11 protein-coding genes are annotated in these 13,439 nt (G+C 72.3%); 9 read left to right on the forward strand and 2 right to left on the reverse strand.

Annotation, left to right across the window (positions count from 1 at the left end; translation table 11 throughout):
* Positions 1 to 24: 24 nt before the first annotated feature.
* From AB0J64_RS00930 to AB0J64_RS00965, 8 genes are all read left to right on the forward strand, one after another.
* Positions 25 to 888 (forward strand): DUF2877 domain-containing protein, encoded by an 864-nt coding sequence (locus tag AB0J64_RS00930; protein WP_364018632.1) that lies wholly within the window; start codon positions 25 to 27, stop codon positions 886 to 888.
* Complete coding sequence (locus tag AB0J64_RS00935; RefSeq protein WP_364018634.1) at positions 885 to 2,228, forward strand: FdrA family protein; 1,344 nt, start codon at positions 885 to 887, stop codon at positions 2,226 to 2,228. The genes AB0J64_RS00930 and AB0J64_RS00935 overlap by 4 nt, the downstream gene beginning before the upstream one ends.
* Positions 2,225 to 3,625, forward strand: a complete 1,401-nt coding sequence (locus AB0J64_RS00940; RefSeq protein ID WP_364018636.1) for a DUF1116 domain-containing protein — start codon at positions 2,225 to 2,227, stop codon at positions 3,623 to 3,625. The genes AB0J64_RS00935 and AB0J64_RS00940 overlap by 4 nt, the downstream gene beginning before the upstream one ends.
* A 108-nt stretch (positions 3,626 to 3,733) precedes the next feature.
* Complete coding sequence (locus AB0J64_RS00945; RefSeq protein ID WP_364018638.1) at positions 3,734 to 5,755, forward strand: serine/threonine-protein kinase; 2,022 nt, start codon at positions 3,734 to 3,736, stop codon at positions 5,753 to 5,755.
* 42 nt (positions 5,756 to 5,797) lie between these two features.
* Positions 5,798 to 6,370: a TetR/AcrR family transcriptional regulator gene (locus AB0J64_RS00950; protein ID WP_364018640.1), complete on the forward strand. Its 573-nt coding sequence runs from the start codon at positions 5,798 to 5,800 to the stop codon at positions 6,368 to 6,370.
* 51 nt (positions 6,371 to 6,421) lie between these two features.
* Positions 6,422 to 7,603 (forward strand): Cmx/CmrA family chloramphenicol efflux MFS transporter, encoded by a 1,182-nt coding sequence (locus AB0J64_RS00955; RefSeq protein ID WP_364019189.1) that lies wholly within the window; start codon positions 6,422 to 6,424, stop codon positions 7,601 to 7,603.
* Positions 7,600 to 8,415 carry an MOSC N-terminal beta barrel domain-containing protein gene (locus AB0J64_RS00960; RefSeq protein ID WP_364018642.1) on the forward strand — a complete coding sequence of 272 codons (816 nt, stop codon included), beginning with the start codon at positions 7,600 to 7,602 and terminating at the stop codon, positions 8,413 to 8,415. The genes AB0J64_RS00955 and AB0J64_RS00960 overlap by 4 nt, the downstream gene beginning before the upstream one ends.
* A 47-nt stretch (positions 8,416 to 8,462) precedes the next feature.
* Complete coding sequence (locus AB0J64_RS00965; protein ID WP_364018644.1) at positions 8,463 to 9,731, forward strand: MFS transporter; 1,269 nt, start codon at positions 8,463 to 8,465, stop codon at positions 9,729 to 9,731.
* A 14-nt stretch (positions 9,732 to 9,745) separates the two neighbouring features.
* On the opposite strand, the gene AB0J64_RS00970 is transcribed toward AB0J64_RS00965, so the two are convergent.
* Positions 9,746 to 11,314 (reverse strand): bifunctional 3'-5' exonuclease/DNA polymerase, encoded by a 1,569-nt coding sequence (locus AB0J64_RS00970; RefSeq protein WP_364018646.1) that lies wholly within the window; start codon positions 11,312 to 11,314, stop codon positions 9,746 to 9,748.
* Between the two features lie 21 nt (positions 11,315 to 11,335).
* On the reverse strand, positions 11,336 to 12,607 hold the full coding sequence (locus tag AB0J64_RS00975; protein WP_364019192.1) for a metallophosphoesterase: 1,272 nt from the start codon (positions 12,605 to 12,607) through the stop codon (positions 11,336 to 11,338).
* Between the two features lie 346 nt (positions 12,608 to 12,953).
* Here AB0J64_RS00975 and AB0J64_RS00980 point away from each other — a divergent pair, with 346 nt between their 5' ends.
* Positions 12,954 to 13,367, forward strand: coding sequence for a hypothetical protein (locus tag AB0J64_RS00980; protein WP_364018648.1), 414 nt, complete (start codon positions 12,954 to 12,956; stop codon positions 13,365 to 13,367).
* Positions 13,368 to 13,439 lie beyond the last annotated feature (72 nt).

Raw genomic sequence — 13,439 nt, forward strand, 5'->3', positions numbered from 1 at the left:
GTCCAGGGGCGGATGGGAGGCCAGGTGACCGTCAGTACTCATGTGAGGCGTGCCCGCATCCATGTGACGGGGGCGGCCAGCACGGCGGTGCGCCCTCTCCTGGAGTCGCCGCGCCGCCCCGCCCGCGTGCTCGCCGTGTTCCCGGTGGGGATCTATCTCGAGGTCAGAACCGACCTGGAGCCTTCGGTGATCGCCGTCATCACGGGCGCGGCCACCCGGCTGCCCAACTCCGTGCTGCTGGCCGCCCAGTTGCCGCACGTCACGGTGGGTGACGACGCCTCGGTGGGCGAGCGTGCCGTCGAGCTGGGCCCGCTGAGCCTGAGCGTCCGCCGCTGGTGGGACCCCGCCCCGCCGCTGGGCCGGATCGATCGGGCGCGCCTCGAGCACGCCGCCGCACGCCTGGGCCGACCGCCGGATCCCCCGCTACCGGGCCTGGCGGGTAACGGGGCCGTCGAGTCGCTGGCCGACAGCTGTGCGAAGGGCTGGCTCCTGGGTGCGGTGACGGCGGCCGAGCAGCTCGTGGGCCTGGGTCCCGGGCTCACGCCGAGCGGCGACGACGTTCTGGCGGGCCTGCTGGTGACGCTGCGCCGGCTGGGCGCGGCGGCCGGGGCGGACCGTGCGGTCTGGCTGGCCGACTGGCTGGCGGCGACCGTGACGTTCGACGCGCGCACGCGTACCACGCCCATCTCGGCCACGCTCCTGCACTGCGCCGCCAGGGGCGAGGCCACTCCCGAGGTGACCGCCGTGCTGCGCGGCATCGCCGGTGGGCAGCCGCTCGAGCCGGCCCTGCGGGAGCTCCACCGTCTCGGTCACACCTCGGGCGCGGACCTCGCCCAGGGCATCGCCATCGGGACGTCCGCCGTCCTCGCCCTGAGCGGGCCCCGATGAGCAGCGACGCGGTGCTGGTACGGAAAGGCACGTACCACGACTCAGTCGCCCTCATGCGCATAAGTCGCGCGCTGACTGAAATGTCGGGCGTGGAGGTGGCCATGGTCGCCATGGCCACCGAGCTGAACCTCGGCATCCTCCGCGACCTCGGCTTCACCGTCCCGGCCGCCGACCCGGGCGACCTCCTCATAGCCGTACGCGCACACGACACCAGGGCGGCCGTCGAGGAGGCCGACCGCCGGCTGACCGCCGTCCGGCGCCCAGAGAGCGCCCCCACCGACCAGCCCCCGCTCACCACCCACTCGGCCGCCAGGACCGCCGGGGCCGACCTGGTCCTCGTCTCGACCCCCGGCGAGTACGCCTTCGCCGAGGCCCAGGACGCCATCCAGGCCGGGCTCCCCGTCATGATCTTCAGCGACGGCGTCCCCGTGGCCGAGGAACGCCGCCTGAAGGCGCTCGCGGAGACCCAGGACGTCCTCGTGATGGGCCCCGACTGCGGCACCGCCCTGATCGGCGGCGTCGGCCTGGGCTTCGCGAACGTGCTCGGCCCCGGCCCCGTCGGCGTGGTGGCCGCCTCCGGCACCGGCGCCCAGCAGGTGACGTGCCTGCTCGACTGGGCGGGCACCGGCGTCAGCCACGTGCTGGGCGTGGGCGGCAGGGACCTGTCGGCCGAGGTGGGCGGCCTGTCCACGCTGCGCGCCCTGCGCATGCTGGACGAGGATCCGGCCACTGAGCTGATCCTGCTCATCTCCAAGCCGCCGTCGCCCGAGGTGGCGCGGACCGTACAGGACTCCGTGGCGCGGCTGCGCACGCCGGTGCTGCTCGCGCTGCTCCCGGAGATCGACCTCACGGAGGCGACCGAGCGGGCTCTGCGCGCGCTCGGCAGGCCCGTGCCCGAGTGGCCGTCCTGGCCCGCGTGGTCGGGCAAGCAGAGCCGGGTCAAGACGATCAAGGGCGTCTACTCCGGCGGGACGCTCAGCGCCGAGGCCGCGCTGGTAGCCGGCCAGGGCGACTTCGTCGACTACGGCGACGACGCCTACACCAGGGGCCGGGCGCACCCCATGATCGACCCGACGCTCCGCGTCGAGGCGCTCTCCCGGGCTCACGAGACCGATCTGGTGCTCATGGACGTCGTGCTCGGCCACGGCTCCGACCCCGACCCCGCCGCCTCGCTCGCGCACGCCGTGGCCCGCACCCCCGCCACCGTCGTGATCGCCCTCATCGGCACCGAGGGCGACCCGCAGGACCTGCACCGGCAGGCCGCCGCCTTCAGGGAGGCGGGCGCGGCCGTGTTCACATCCAACGCCCAGGCCGCCAGGCACGCCAGGAGCCTCATATGAGCCTGCTGTCCACCCCACCCCGGGTCATCACGGTCGGCGCGGGCCTGCTCGACGAGGCGCTGAGGGCGCAGGCCGTCCGGACCGTCCCCGTCAGCTGGCGCCCGCCGCTGCCCGGCACCGCCGAGGCCCTGGCGAAGGTACTCGCCGACCCGCGCAGGCAGGCCGCGAACGAGCTGGCCGTGGGCAGGCTGACCTCCGCGCGCCCGTACCTGGTGGGGGTGCGGCGGGCGTCGGAGGTGCTGGAGGCGGGGACGTTCCTGCACGCGGGCCCGCCCATCACCTGGGAACGCGCGTCGGGCCCGATGCGCGGCGCGCTGATCGGCGCGATGCTGCTCGAGGGCCTGCTCGAGGGCCAGGCCGGCGACGAGCACGACGCCGGGCGCAGGCTGGCGGCCGGCGAGATCGCGCTGCGGCCGTGCCACGAGCACGCCGCCGTGGGCCCGATGGCGGGCGTGGTGAGCCCGTCCATGTGGCTGTTCGAGGTACGCGACGACGAGCACGGCGGCACCGCGTACTGCTCGCTGAACGAGGGCCTGGGCAAGGTCCTCAGGTACGGCGCCTACGGACCGGAGGTGCTGGAGCGCCTGCGCTGGATGGACGCGGTGCTCGGCCCGGCGCTGAAGGCGACGCTGGAGCGCACCGGGCCCCTCGACCTGCGCTCGCTGATCGCGCAGGCCCTGCAGATGGGCGACGAGCTGCACAACCGCAACCGCGCCGCCACCTCGCTCCTGCTGCGCGAGCTCGCCCCCGCCGTGGTCGAGGCCGTCCCCGGCCACGCCGCGGAGGTCCTGCGCTTCATCAACGGCAACGACCACTTCTTCCTCAACCTCGCCATGGCCGCCGCCAAGGTCAGCACCGACGCGGCCCGCGACGTGCCGGGCTCGTCCCTGGTCGTGGCCATGGCCAGGAACGGCACCGACTTCGGCGTCCAGGTCTCCGGGCTGGGCGGGCGCTGGTTCACCGGGCCGGCGGGCGTGCCCGACGGGCTCTATCTGGGCACGTACGGGCCGGACGACGCCAACCCGGACATCGGCGACTCCACGATCACGGAGACGTCGGGGCTGGGCGGGTTCGCGATGGCGGCCTCGCCGGCCATCGTGCGGTTCGTGGGCGGCGAGGTGTCCGACGCGGTGCGGGCCACGCGCTCCATGTACGAGATCACGCTCGCCGAGCACCCCGCTTACCAGATCCCGGGGCTGGGCTTCCGCGGCACGCCCGTCGGCATCGACGTGACGCTCGTCGCCAGGACCGGCCTGCTGCCCGTGGTCAACACCGGCATAGCGGGCCGCGTCGCTGGAACCGGACAGGTGGGGGCGGGTCTGGTCAAACCGCCCGTGGAGGCGTTCACCGCTGCCCTGCTGGCGCTGGCCGAACAGGCCATGTCAACTACGACATAACAGCAGGTAATGACCCTTGTCAGGGTTGATCAGCTTCCCTTGCGCATTGCCCGCAGATATCGTAACGAACCACTTTGTTTACGTTCAGTGCGGGATGGGGGCGGGAAGATGGCAGGCGACCGCTTGCTCAGCGGCCCCGGCCCGGAGGGCGGTGCCCCCAGCGGCGCCCCGCAGGGCCAGGGACGCCTGATCGGCCGGCGGTACCGCCTCATGTCGCCGGTCGGCAGGGGCGGCATGGGCATGGTGTGGCACGCCCACGACGTCCTGCTCGACCGGGACGTGGCGGTCAAGGAGCTGATCCTCCCGTACGGGCTCGACCGCGCGGGCATGCAGGTGGCGCACCGGCGCATGCTGCGCGAGGCCAGGTCGGCCGCGCGCCTGACCCATCCCGGCATCGTGACCGTGCACGACGTGGTCGAGGAGGACGGCCGCCCCTGGATCGTGATGGAGCTGGTCCGCGCGTGGTCGCTGGAGCAGGCCGTACGCCAGAGCGGGCCGCTGCCGGTGATCCAGGCGGCCGAGATCGGCATCCGGGTGCTCGACGCGCTCAGGCACGCGCACGCCGCCGGGATCCTGCACCGCGACATCAAGCCCGGCAACGTGCTGCTGACCCAGGACCGGGTCGTGCTGACCGACTTCGGCATCGCGGCCATCGAGGGCGACGTGACGATCACGCAGACCGGGCTGCTCATGGGGTCGCCCGCGTACATCCCGCCGGAGCGCCTGTCCGGGCAGGCGATCACCCAGGCGGCCGACCTGTGGTCGTTCGGCGCGACGCTGTACGCCGCCGTCGAGGGGCGGCCGCCGTACGAGGGGCCCGACCCCGTGGCGGTGCTCGGCTCGGTGCTCACCCAGGACCCGATCACCCCGCAGCGGGCCGGCTCGCTGCAGCCGGTGATCGAGGGGCTGCTGCGTAAGAACCCGGCGGAGCGGCTCACCTCCGACCAGGTCATCGAGATGCTGGAGGCGGTGCTGCGCGCGCACGGCTCGGTCCGGCCGCGCCCGGCCGAGACGCTGCACTCGCAGGACAACCTGCCGCCGCTGGACCACCCGTCGGGGCCGATGCCCTCGCGGATCGTGGAGACCCCCTCGGGTCCGGTACGCGTGCCGTACGACCCGCTGACCAGCCCGTCGGGCGGCCATTCGATGCCGTACGACGCGCTGCAGAGCCCGTCGGGCAGCCACAGGACCGACCAGCTGTCGACGCCGTCCGGCGAGTTCGACGCGTTCGGCAGCCCCTCGGGGGGCCGGCCTTTCGGCACGCCGTCCGGGCCGCACCGGATCGCCGGGGAATTCGACGACGACTCCGGCCCGCAGCCCGCGCCGATCCTGCCGCTGACCACGGACAGCCGGGCGTCCTCCTCCGGCGCCACGCCGTGGCCGCTGGCCTCGGCGGACGACCTGCGTGAGCATTCGCGCGACCTGTCCCGCGACCTCAGCCACAACCGCCTGGCCACGCTGCCCGGCGCGGCGCCGCGCACGGGCAAGAGCAGGCGCAGGCCGGAAGAGGACGACGGCTTCTGGAGCGGCGGCGGCCGCCCGAAAACGCTCATGATCGTCAGCGTGCTGGTGGGGATCGCCGTGGTCGTCGGCGCCGTGGTGGTCATCCTGTCGGGCGGTTCGACGCCCACGGTGGCGCCCGTGACCCAGGCGGCGACCTCGCCCGGCACGGCCCAGGACGGCGAGCCCTCCGTAATACCCAGCGGCTACAGCGAACACGGCATGGCCGGGTTCGCCGCCGCCGTGCCGGAGGGCTGGAAGGCGGGGACGTCGGGCGGCGTGACCACGTTCAGCGGACCGAAGGACTCCGGCATCCGGATCATGGTGCAGAAGGCCGCCGCGCAGCCCGACGGCGGCCTGGCCGAGCTGGGCAAGCGGGAGGCCAAGGGCGGCGTGGACGGCTACATCCAGGTGCAGCTCCAGGCCGTCGACTACCGCGGCTGGCGGGCCACCGACTGGGAGTACACCTACACCACCTCGAGCGGCGTCCCCATGCACGCGCTGACCAGGTACGTCACGATCGACGACAAGGACGCGTTCACGATCACGTTCGACATGCCCGAGCTCAAGTGGGACGAGCAGGCGGAGGCCCGCCAGGTGTTCCTGGACACGTTCCGGCAGGCGAGCTGACGTATTGCACCAGTCGTTCCAAAACGTGCTAACGTGCGGAGCATGGGGCGACCGAGGACGTTCGAGGAGGACCGCGCCGTCGAGGCGGCCATGCGGGCGTTCTGGAACGCGGGCTACGAGGCCACCTCGACCCAGGACCTGTGCGCGGCCACCGGCCTCGGCCGCAGCAGCATCTACAACACCTTCGCGAGCAAGCACGACCTGTTCGAGAAGGCGCTGCGCCACTACATGGACCAGCGCACCGCCGCGCTGGCCGAGCTGCTGGAGTCCGGCCTGCCGATCAAGGAGAAGATCAGGACCGTGCTGTGGTGGGCCGTCGACCCCAACCCCGGCGAGCCGCCCGGCTGCCTGGTGGTCAACTCGATGACGGAGCTCGCCCCGCACAACCCGGACATCGCCGAGCTGCTGCGGCGCGACAACGACAGGCGGCGGGAGCTGCTGCGGGCCGCCCTCGAGACCAGCCGCGCCCGGGGCGAGATCGACCCGGGCAAGGACCCGCTCACCCTCGCGCACTTCGTCATCGCCACCGTCAGCGGCCTGCGCGTGGCCGCCCGGGGCGGGACGGACCGGGACGGGCTCGAGTCGATCGCGAATACCGCGCTGAGCGTCTTCTGACTTTTTCGCGCCCTCGTTTTGAACTGATCAATCTAAAAAGGGAGTGTGACCATGCCGTTGGCCGTCTACATCCTGGGACTCGCGATCTTCGCTCAGGGCACCTCTGAGCTCATGCTGGCCGGGCTGCTGCCCGAGATGGCCGCGGACCTGCACGTGTCCGTGCCCGGCGCCGGGCTGCTGATCTCGGCGTTCGCCCTGGGGATGCTGGTGGGGGCTCCGGCGCTGGCCGTCGCCACGCTGCGCTGGCCCCGGCGGACGGCGCTGCTGACGTTCATGGCGGTCTTCGTCCTGTCGCACATCGTGGGCGCCCTGACGTCGAGCTACGGCGTGCTCTTCGCCACCCGCGTCATAGGCGCCTTCGTGTACGCCGGGTTCTGGGCCGTGGCCGCGAGCACCGCGGTCGGCCTGGTGCCCGCCAACGCCCGTGGCAAGGCGATGAGCGTGCTCGCCGGCGGGCTGACGGTCGCCACCATCATCGGCCTGTCCCTGGGCACGGTCATCGGCCAGCACCTCGGCTGGCGCGCGTCCTTCTGGGCCGTCGCGGCGCTGTCGGCCCTGGCCGGTCTGGGCGTGCTCGCCACCATCCCCGGCGGCCGCCCCGCCGGTGCCGCGCCGCGCGTCTCCGACGAGCTGCGCTCCATGGTGAGCCCCCGGCTCTGGCTCTCGTACGGGACCACCGCGCTGACCACGGGAGCCCTGCTGGCCTCCTTCAGCTACCTCAGCGTGCTGCTGGTCGACACCACGGGCCTGGCACCGGCCTGGGTGCCCGCGGTCCTGGCCCTCTACGGCGTCGGCTCGCTGATCGGGATCACCATCGGCGGCAGGATCGCCGACGCCCGTCCGTTCCCCACCCTGTACGTCGGCGTGACCGGCCTCGTCGTCACCTCGGTGGCGCTGGCCCTGGGCGCGTCGGCCACTGTGCCGGCCATCGCGCTGATCTTCCTGCTCGGCGCGTTCGGCTTCGGCACCAACCCCGCGCTGAACACCCGCGTCTTCTCGCTGGCCAAGGAGGCCCCCACGCTGGCCGCCGCGGTGAACGTCTCCTCCTTCAACGTCGGCATCACCGTCGGCCCCTGGCTCGGCGGGCTGGCCATCGAGGCAGGGCTCGGCTACCCGTCCGTCGCCTGGATCGGCGCCGCCATCGGCGTGCTCTCGCTCGCGACCGTGGCCCTCTCGGCAGCCCTGCACCGCTCCACGGCCGCGGAGACCAGTGAGGTACCTTCTCGCGTATGAAGCTGGCGAGCATCCACTTTTACCCCGTCAAATCCACCGCGGGCCACGAGGTCCGCGAGGCCGAGGTGCACCCGTGGGGGCTGGCCGGCGACCGCCGCTACCTGATCACCGAGGAGCGCGGCGACATCCTCACCGCACGCGAGGAGCCCCGCCTGCTGGCCATCGTCGCCCTGCTCGACAGCGACGGACTCACGCTGACCAGCCCGCACGCAGACCCGCTGCACGTCACACCGGCCGATTCGATGTCCACGGTCACGGTGGGGCGCACTCCCGTGGAGGTCACCGACTGCGGCGACGACGCGGCGCGGTGGCTGTCCGGGCTGGTGGGGCGGCCGCTCAGGCTCAAGTGGCTCGACGACCCGACCCGCCGTCCGGTCAACCCCGAGTACGGGCGGCCCGACGACCGCGTGAGCCTGGCCGACGGCTACCCGCTGCTGCTCACCTCCAGCGCCTCGCTCGCGCGGCTCAACGACTGGATCGTGGAGACCGCGCTGGAGCGCGGCGAGGAGGCGCCCGAACCGCTGCCCATGCACCGGTTCCGGCCGAACGTGGTGGTCGACGGGGTGGACACGCCGTTCGCCGAGGACAAGTGGGAGCGGGTACGCATCGGCGCGGTCGACTTCCGGGTCAGCAAGGGGTGCGACCGGTGCGTGCTGACCACGATCGACACGGCCACGTACACGAAGGGCAAGGAGCCCATCAGGACGCTCTCCCGGCACCGCAGGTGGGACGGGAAGGTGTGGTTCGGCATCAACCTGATCCCGGACACGCCGGGGCGCATTGCTCAGGGGGATTCGGTCACCATTCTCTGATATTTCGGCCTTTTGGGTGATGTTGGGGGTTATGCGAGACTTCACACGTGACCAGTGCCCCCACAACACCTGCCGTCTCGTCCGCTGACCGCATTCAGAGCGTCCAGCGCCGGACCCTGGCCGTCCTGTCGGCGACGCAGATCGTGGGTGGCGTGGGGGTGGCCGTCGGGCTCGCGCTCAGCTCGGTGGTCGTGGACGAGCTGTCGGGGTCCACGGTGATCAGCGGCTTCGCGGGCACGGCCACCGTGCTCGGCGCGGCGCTGCTGGCCCTGCCGACCGCCAAGGCGGCGGGCCGGGGTGGCCGCCGCGCGGGGCTGTCGGTGGCGTACCTGTCGGCGCTCGTGGGCTGCGCGATCTCGGTCCTGGCGATCAGCCTGCACGCGTGGCCGCTGCTCCTCGCGGGGCTCGTGCTGGTGGGCGGCGGGAGCGCGGGCAGCCTGGCGGCGCGCTACTCGGCCACGGACCTGTCGCCGCAGGGCCGCTCGGCCAGGCATCTGTCTCTGGTCGTCTGGGCCTCCACGATCGGCTCCGTCGCCGGCCCGAACCTCGCCAAGCCCGCCGACCAGATCGGCATGCGGCTGGGCCTGGTGCAGCAGGCGGGGCCCTTCGCGTTCGCGGCGCTGGCGTTCGCGCTGGCCCTGACCGTCATCTTCGTCTTCCTGCGCCCCGATCCGCTCCAGCTGGCCCGCTCACTCACCGGCGCCCAGAGCACCGGCCGCGCCCCCAAAGGCACGATCCGCACCGCCTGGCAGACCCTCCGCACGACCCCGAACGCCCGCCGCGCCCTCGTCATGATCGCGGTCAGCCACACGGCGATGGTGTCGGTCATGTCCATGACCCCGGTCAAGCTCCATCACGACGGCTCGAACCTGGACGTCATCGGCCTCGTGATCAGCCTGCACATCGCGGGCATGTACGTGCTGTCGCCGGTGGTGGGCTGGCTGGCCGACAAGGCCGGCAAGGTGCCCGTCCTGGTGCTCGGCATGGCCCTCCTGCTGGCCGCCGCCGCCCTCGCCGGCACGGCCGGCCACCGGGTGTGGCAGGTGACGACCGCGCTGGTGCTGCTGGGGCTCGGCTGGTCGTGCGGCCTGGTGGCGGGCTCCGCCCTGGTCACCGAGTCCGTCCCGCTCGACGGCCGCCCGGCCGTCCAGGGGCTTTCTGACCTGCTGATGAACGTCTGCGGCGCCACGGGCACGATCGTCGCGGGCGCCATCGTGGGGATGCTCGGGTACGGCGTGCTCGGGCTGGTCGTGGGGGTCATGGTCGCCCTCGCCGGCGTCTGGCTCACCGTCATCTGGCGCACCACCGACGCCTGAACCGCTCACCCCCGTCACTTGGCGTCGGCGTACGACGAGACCGCCACGGCCTCCATCGGGAAGCGCACCGGTGTCGCCCCGAACAGCAGCCGGGTGGCCTCCGAGGCGGCCGACGCGACGGCGGCGATCACCTCCTCGGCCTGCGAGATCGGGCAGTGCACCATCACCTCGTCATGCTGGAAGAACACCAGCCGGGCCGGCTCGGGCAGCAGCCCGCGCAGCACCGCCATCAGCGCCAGGGCCCACTCGGCCGCGGTGCCCTGCACCACGAAGTTGCGCGTGAACCGCCCACGGTCGCGGGCCGCCCGGCTGCCCTCGGGCCCCGACACCAGCTCCTTCCAACGGGACGAGGGAGGCGGGCTGGTGCGCCCGAGCCACGAGCGCACGAGCCGCCCCTCCTCCCCCGCCTTGGCCGCGTCCTCCACGAACTGGTACGCCTTGGGGAAGCGCTGCCGCATCACCGCCAGCAGCTTGGGCGCGTCGCCGCTGGTGCCGCCGTACATGGCGGACAGCATGGCGATCTTGGCGTTGGCCCGCTCGCCCCCGAACGACTGCGCCAGCGCCGCATACAGGTCGATCTCCCCCGCGGCCCTGGCCAGCCCCACGTCGCCGGCCATCGCGGCCAGCACCCGCGGTTCGAGCTGGGCGGCGTCGGCGACGATCAGCACCCACCCCTCGTCGGCCACCACCACCCGCCGCATCACCTTGGGGATCTGCAGCGCCCCGCCGCCGCTGGTCGCCCACCGCCCGGACACGACGCCGCCCACCACGTACTCGGGCCGGAACCGCCCGCCCCGCACCCACTGGTCGGCCCACACCCACCCGTGGAAGCTGAACAGGCGGGCCAGCTCCTTGTAGGCCAGCAGCGGCGCCACGGCGGGGTGGTCGATCTGCTTGAGCTCCCACGACCGGGTGGTCTTCAGCGCCACCCCGGCCCCCTTGAACGCCTTGACGAGCTGCTGCACCGAGTCGGGATTGACCGGATGGCCGAAGGCCGCGGCCACCTCGTCGGCCAGTGCCTGCAGCTTGGCCGGTCGCATGCCGTGCACGGGCCGCGGCCCCAGGAGGTCGGTCAGCAGCGCGTCGTGCACGTCGCGCCGCCAGGGCATGCCGTCGTACGACATCTCGGCCGCGATGAGCGCCCCGGCCGACTCGGCCGCCACCAGCAGCCTGAACCTGCCGGGCTCCGGCAGCGCCTCGATCCGCCGCAGCTGGTCGGCCAGCACCTCGGCCACCGCATCGGCCGCGAGCGGCTCGGGCGCGAACAGCGTGTCGGGCGCGCTCGGCTGGTCCTCGGGCACCGGCAGCCCGTGCAGCCTGGCGTGGGCGGCCCTGGCCGAGCGGGGCTCGCCGTAGCGGCCCTCGTACGCGAGCAGCAGCCCTTCGGTGAGCGCGAGGTCATGACAGCGCGAGACCCGCACGCCCGCGCGAAGCAGGCCGGGATAGACCTCCCGGGCATCGGCCCACACCCACCGCGGGTGCTCGGCCGCCTCCAGCTCGCGCACGGCCCCCGCCAGGTCGGCGGTACGGCGTGCCGAGCCGCCGACCGGAAGCACCGTCTCTGCGGCGACCACGACATACACGTGGTCAAGGGTGCCAAACGACTACGACAGTGTGATGCGCACCTCGTCCTCGAGCGGCGGATCGAGCTCCTGCGACAGGCACCCGGTCGCGGCGAAGCAGCGCAGGGTCAGCTCCTCAGGAGTGACCGAAACGTGCAGGAGCTGCTTGAAGAACGGTGGTGTGTCCCAGTCGGACAGCTCCGACAGGTAGCGGTGGAACACCTTGTCCACCGGCAGCCTGAACGGCCACGGCCAGGCCCCGAGCAGCCGCGCCGCCCACCGCATCCTGCGGGTGATCGTCACAGGCCCCTCAGGAGCCCTGACCGGCCGGTTCTTGATCTGGCCCGACATGATGCACAGGGCCTCGGAGGGCGTGAGGTAGATCCACTTCATCCGCAGGCGGCGCGCGTACAGCTGGCTGTAGAAGGACAGCGAGTCGCCGCGCAGCGGGTAGCACTTGAACGCGTCCTCGTCCACGCCCGCGACGTCGACCCTGCCGATGGTGTGCGTGGCGTGCATGAACGCGCCGCCGCCGCCGGAGACGATGTACTGGATCACCCGGTCGCCCACCTTGACCGGATAGCGCTGGTAGTTGTGCACGTCTCCGCCGATGGCCGCGACGTACCGGTGCGCCGGGTCGCGCACGATGTCGTCGATCGTGCCGCCTTCCTCCAGAGGCGACGGCTTGTAGGCGTTGCCGGTGTAGATGGGCTTGCCCGTCACGAGGATCTTCGGCCGCGGATCGAGCGAGACGCGCCGCAGCCACGCGGTCTGCCCCTTGTCGATGACGTTCTTGATGCCGGTGTCGACGCCGACGATCAGCAGGCTGTCGGTCTCGATCGCCCAGTACGGCGCCGGCTGCGTGGCCTGCTGAGCCGGCTTGCCCCTGAGCTCGCGCGCCTTGGCCAGCCGCTCCTCGTCGATCGTCTCCGGCTTGCGCCACAGCAGCCCGCGCAGCCCGCGGTCGGGCTTCGGCTTGAGTGGCGGCGCGTCGCAGAAGACCCGCATGAACCCGCCGAGCCCGTCGTACCAGTCGTGGTTGCCGGGAACGGCGTAGATCGGGGCGTCATAGTCCTTGTACGGACGGAAGAACTTGTCGCAGTACTCGTTACCCGATCCGGTCGGATAGATCACATCACTGGCTATGACGGCGAATGCCGTGTCCTCCCCCAGTTTCAGCATCCCCGGAACAACGGCATACTGCGACGCATCTCCCTCTCCTGTATCACCGAGCAGAAGGAAACTGAAATTTCCCCCAACGGATAGCTTGATGCGAAATTCCGGGTCAATCCCGCGCGCTTCCTGGGCCGCCACCCACCGCGCCCGAACCTCACCTGACGGATCCCCGAACAACGAGGCGAGGATGTCGTTGCGCGAGCGCCACAAGGTCGCCAGATTCAACCAGGTAAATCCCTGATCATTGGGCCTGAGCTGGGCGAACGTCCCCGTCTGCGTACATGCCCACCCGGCGCCCCGCTCCGACACCCGTGACGAAAGATGCTTTCCGCGTTCAGCCGCGACTTCCACCATGTCCCCATCTTTACCGCGATCTTCACATGACGCACGCTGAACGCTCCGTACTGCAAGGAACACAGAAGGTTCGCAATGGTGTAGCCTCACCCCCCAAGCAAGCGGTTGGGACCGCCGAGGGGAGGCTCCCATGACCCGTAACAGCCCGGACGACGCGACCCGAAGAGGCACCTCCGAGGCGGAGGCTATTGAGGGCCTGCTGGCATATGCGCAAACCAGCTCCCGGTGGGGCGGCGCGGCGCTCCGCAGAGCCCGCGAGGCGGTGGCGCGCAGCAGGGCGCTGGCCACGGAGTTCCCCGAGCACACGGCGCTGCTGGCACGCAGCCTGCGCTTGACGGCGAAGCTGCTGCTGAAGCGGGGCCGGGCCGTGGAGGCGCTGCCGATGGCGCAGGAGGCGGCCGCGCTCACCCGCGCGATGTGCGGCGCGCCGCTGGTGCACTCGCTGATGCGCCTGGCCGAGGTGTACGAGGCCCTGCACCGCTACAGCGAGGCCGCGGCCACGATGGCGGAGGCCGACCAGATCTCCCCGCCCGAGACTCCCTGACCCCGCGCCGTCGCGGGCGCCCGGCCGTGGTCCTGCCGCGCCCTCGCCCCTCTCCCTGAAGGACCTCCGCCG

It is taken from the genome of Nonomuraea sp. NPDC049695, assembly GCF_040674955.1.
GTDB lineage: Bacteria > Actinomycetota > Actinomycetes > Streptosporangiales > Streptosporangiaceae > Nonomuraea > Nonomuraea helvata.

Bases quoted from the DNA above. Each gene is read 5' to 3' on its own strand.
- AB0J64_RS00935 (WP_364018634.1), top strand. From the start codon at position 885: ATGAGCAGCGACGCGGTGCTGGTACGGAAAGGCACGTACCACGACTCA.
- AB0J64_RS00940 (WP_364018636.1), top strand. From the start codon at position 2,225: ATGAGCCTGCTGTCCACCCCACCCCGGGTCATCACGGTCGGCGCGGGC.
- AB0J64_RS00945 (WP_364018638.1), top strand. From the start codon at position 3,734: ATGGCAGGCGACCGCTTGCTCAGCGGCCCCGGCCCGGAGGGCGGTGCC.
- AB0J64_RS00950 (WP_364018640.1), top strand. From the start codon at position 5,798: ATGGGGCGACCGAGGACGTTCGAGGAGGACCGCGCCGTCGAGGCGGCC.
- AB0J64_RS00955 (WP_364019189.1), top strand. From the start codon at position 6,422: ATGCCGTTGGCCGTCTACATCCTGGGACTCGCGATCTTCGCTCAGGGC.
- AB0J64_RS00960 (WP_364018642.1), top strand. From the start codon at position 7,600: ATGAAGCTGGCGAGCATCCACTTTTACCCCGTCAAATCCACCGCGGGC.
- AB0J64_RS00980 (WP_364018648.1), top strand. From the start codon at position 12,954: ATGACCCGTAACAGCCCGGACGACGCGACCCGAAGAGGCACCTCCGAG.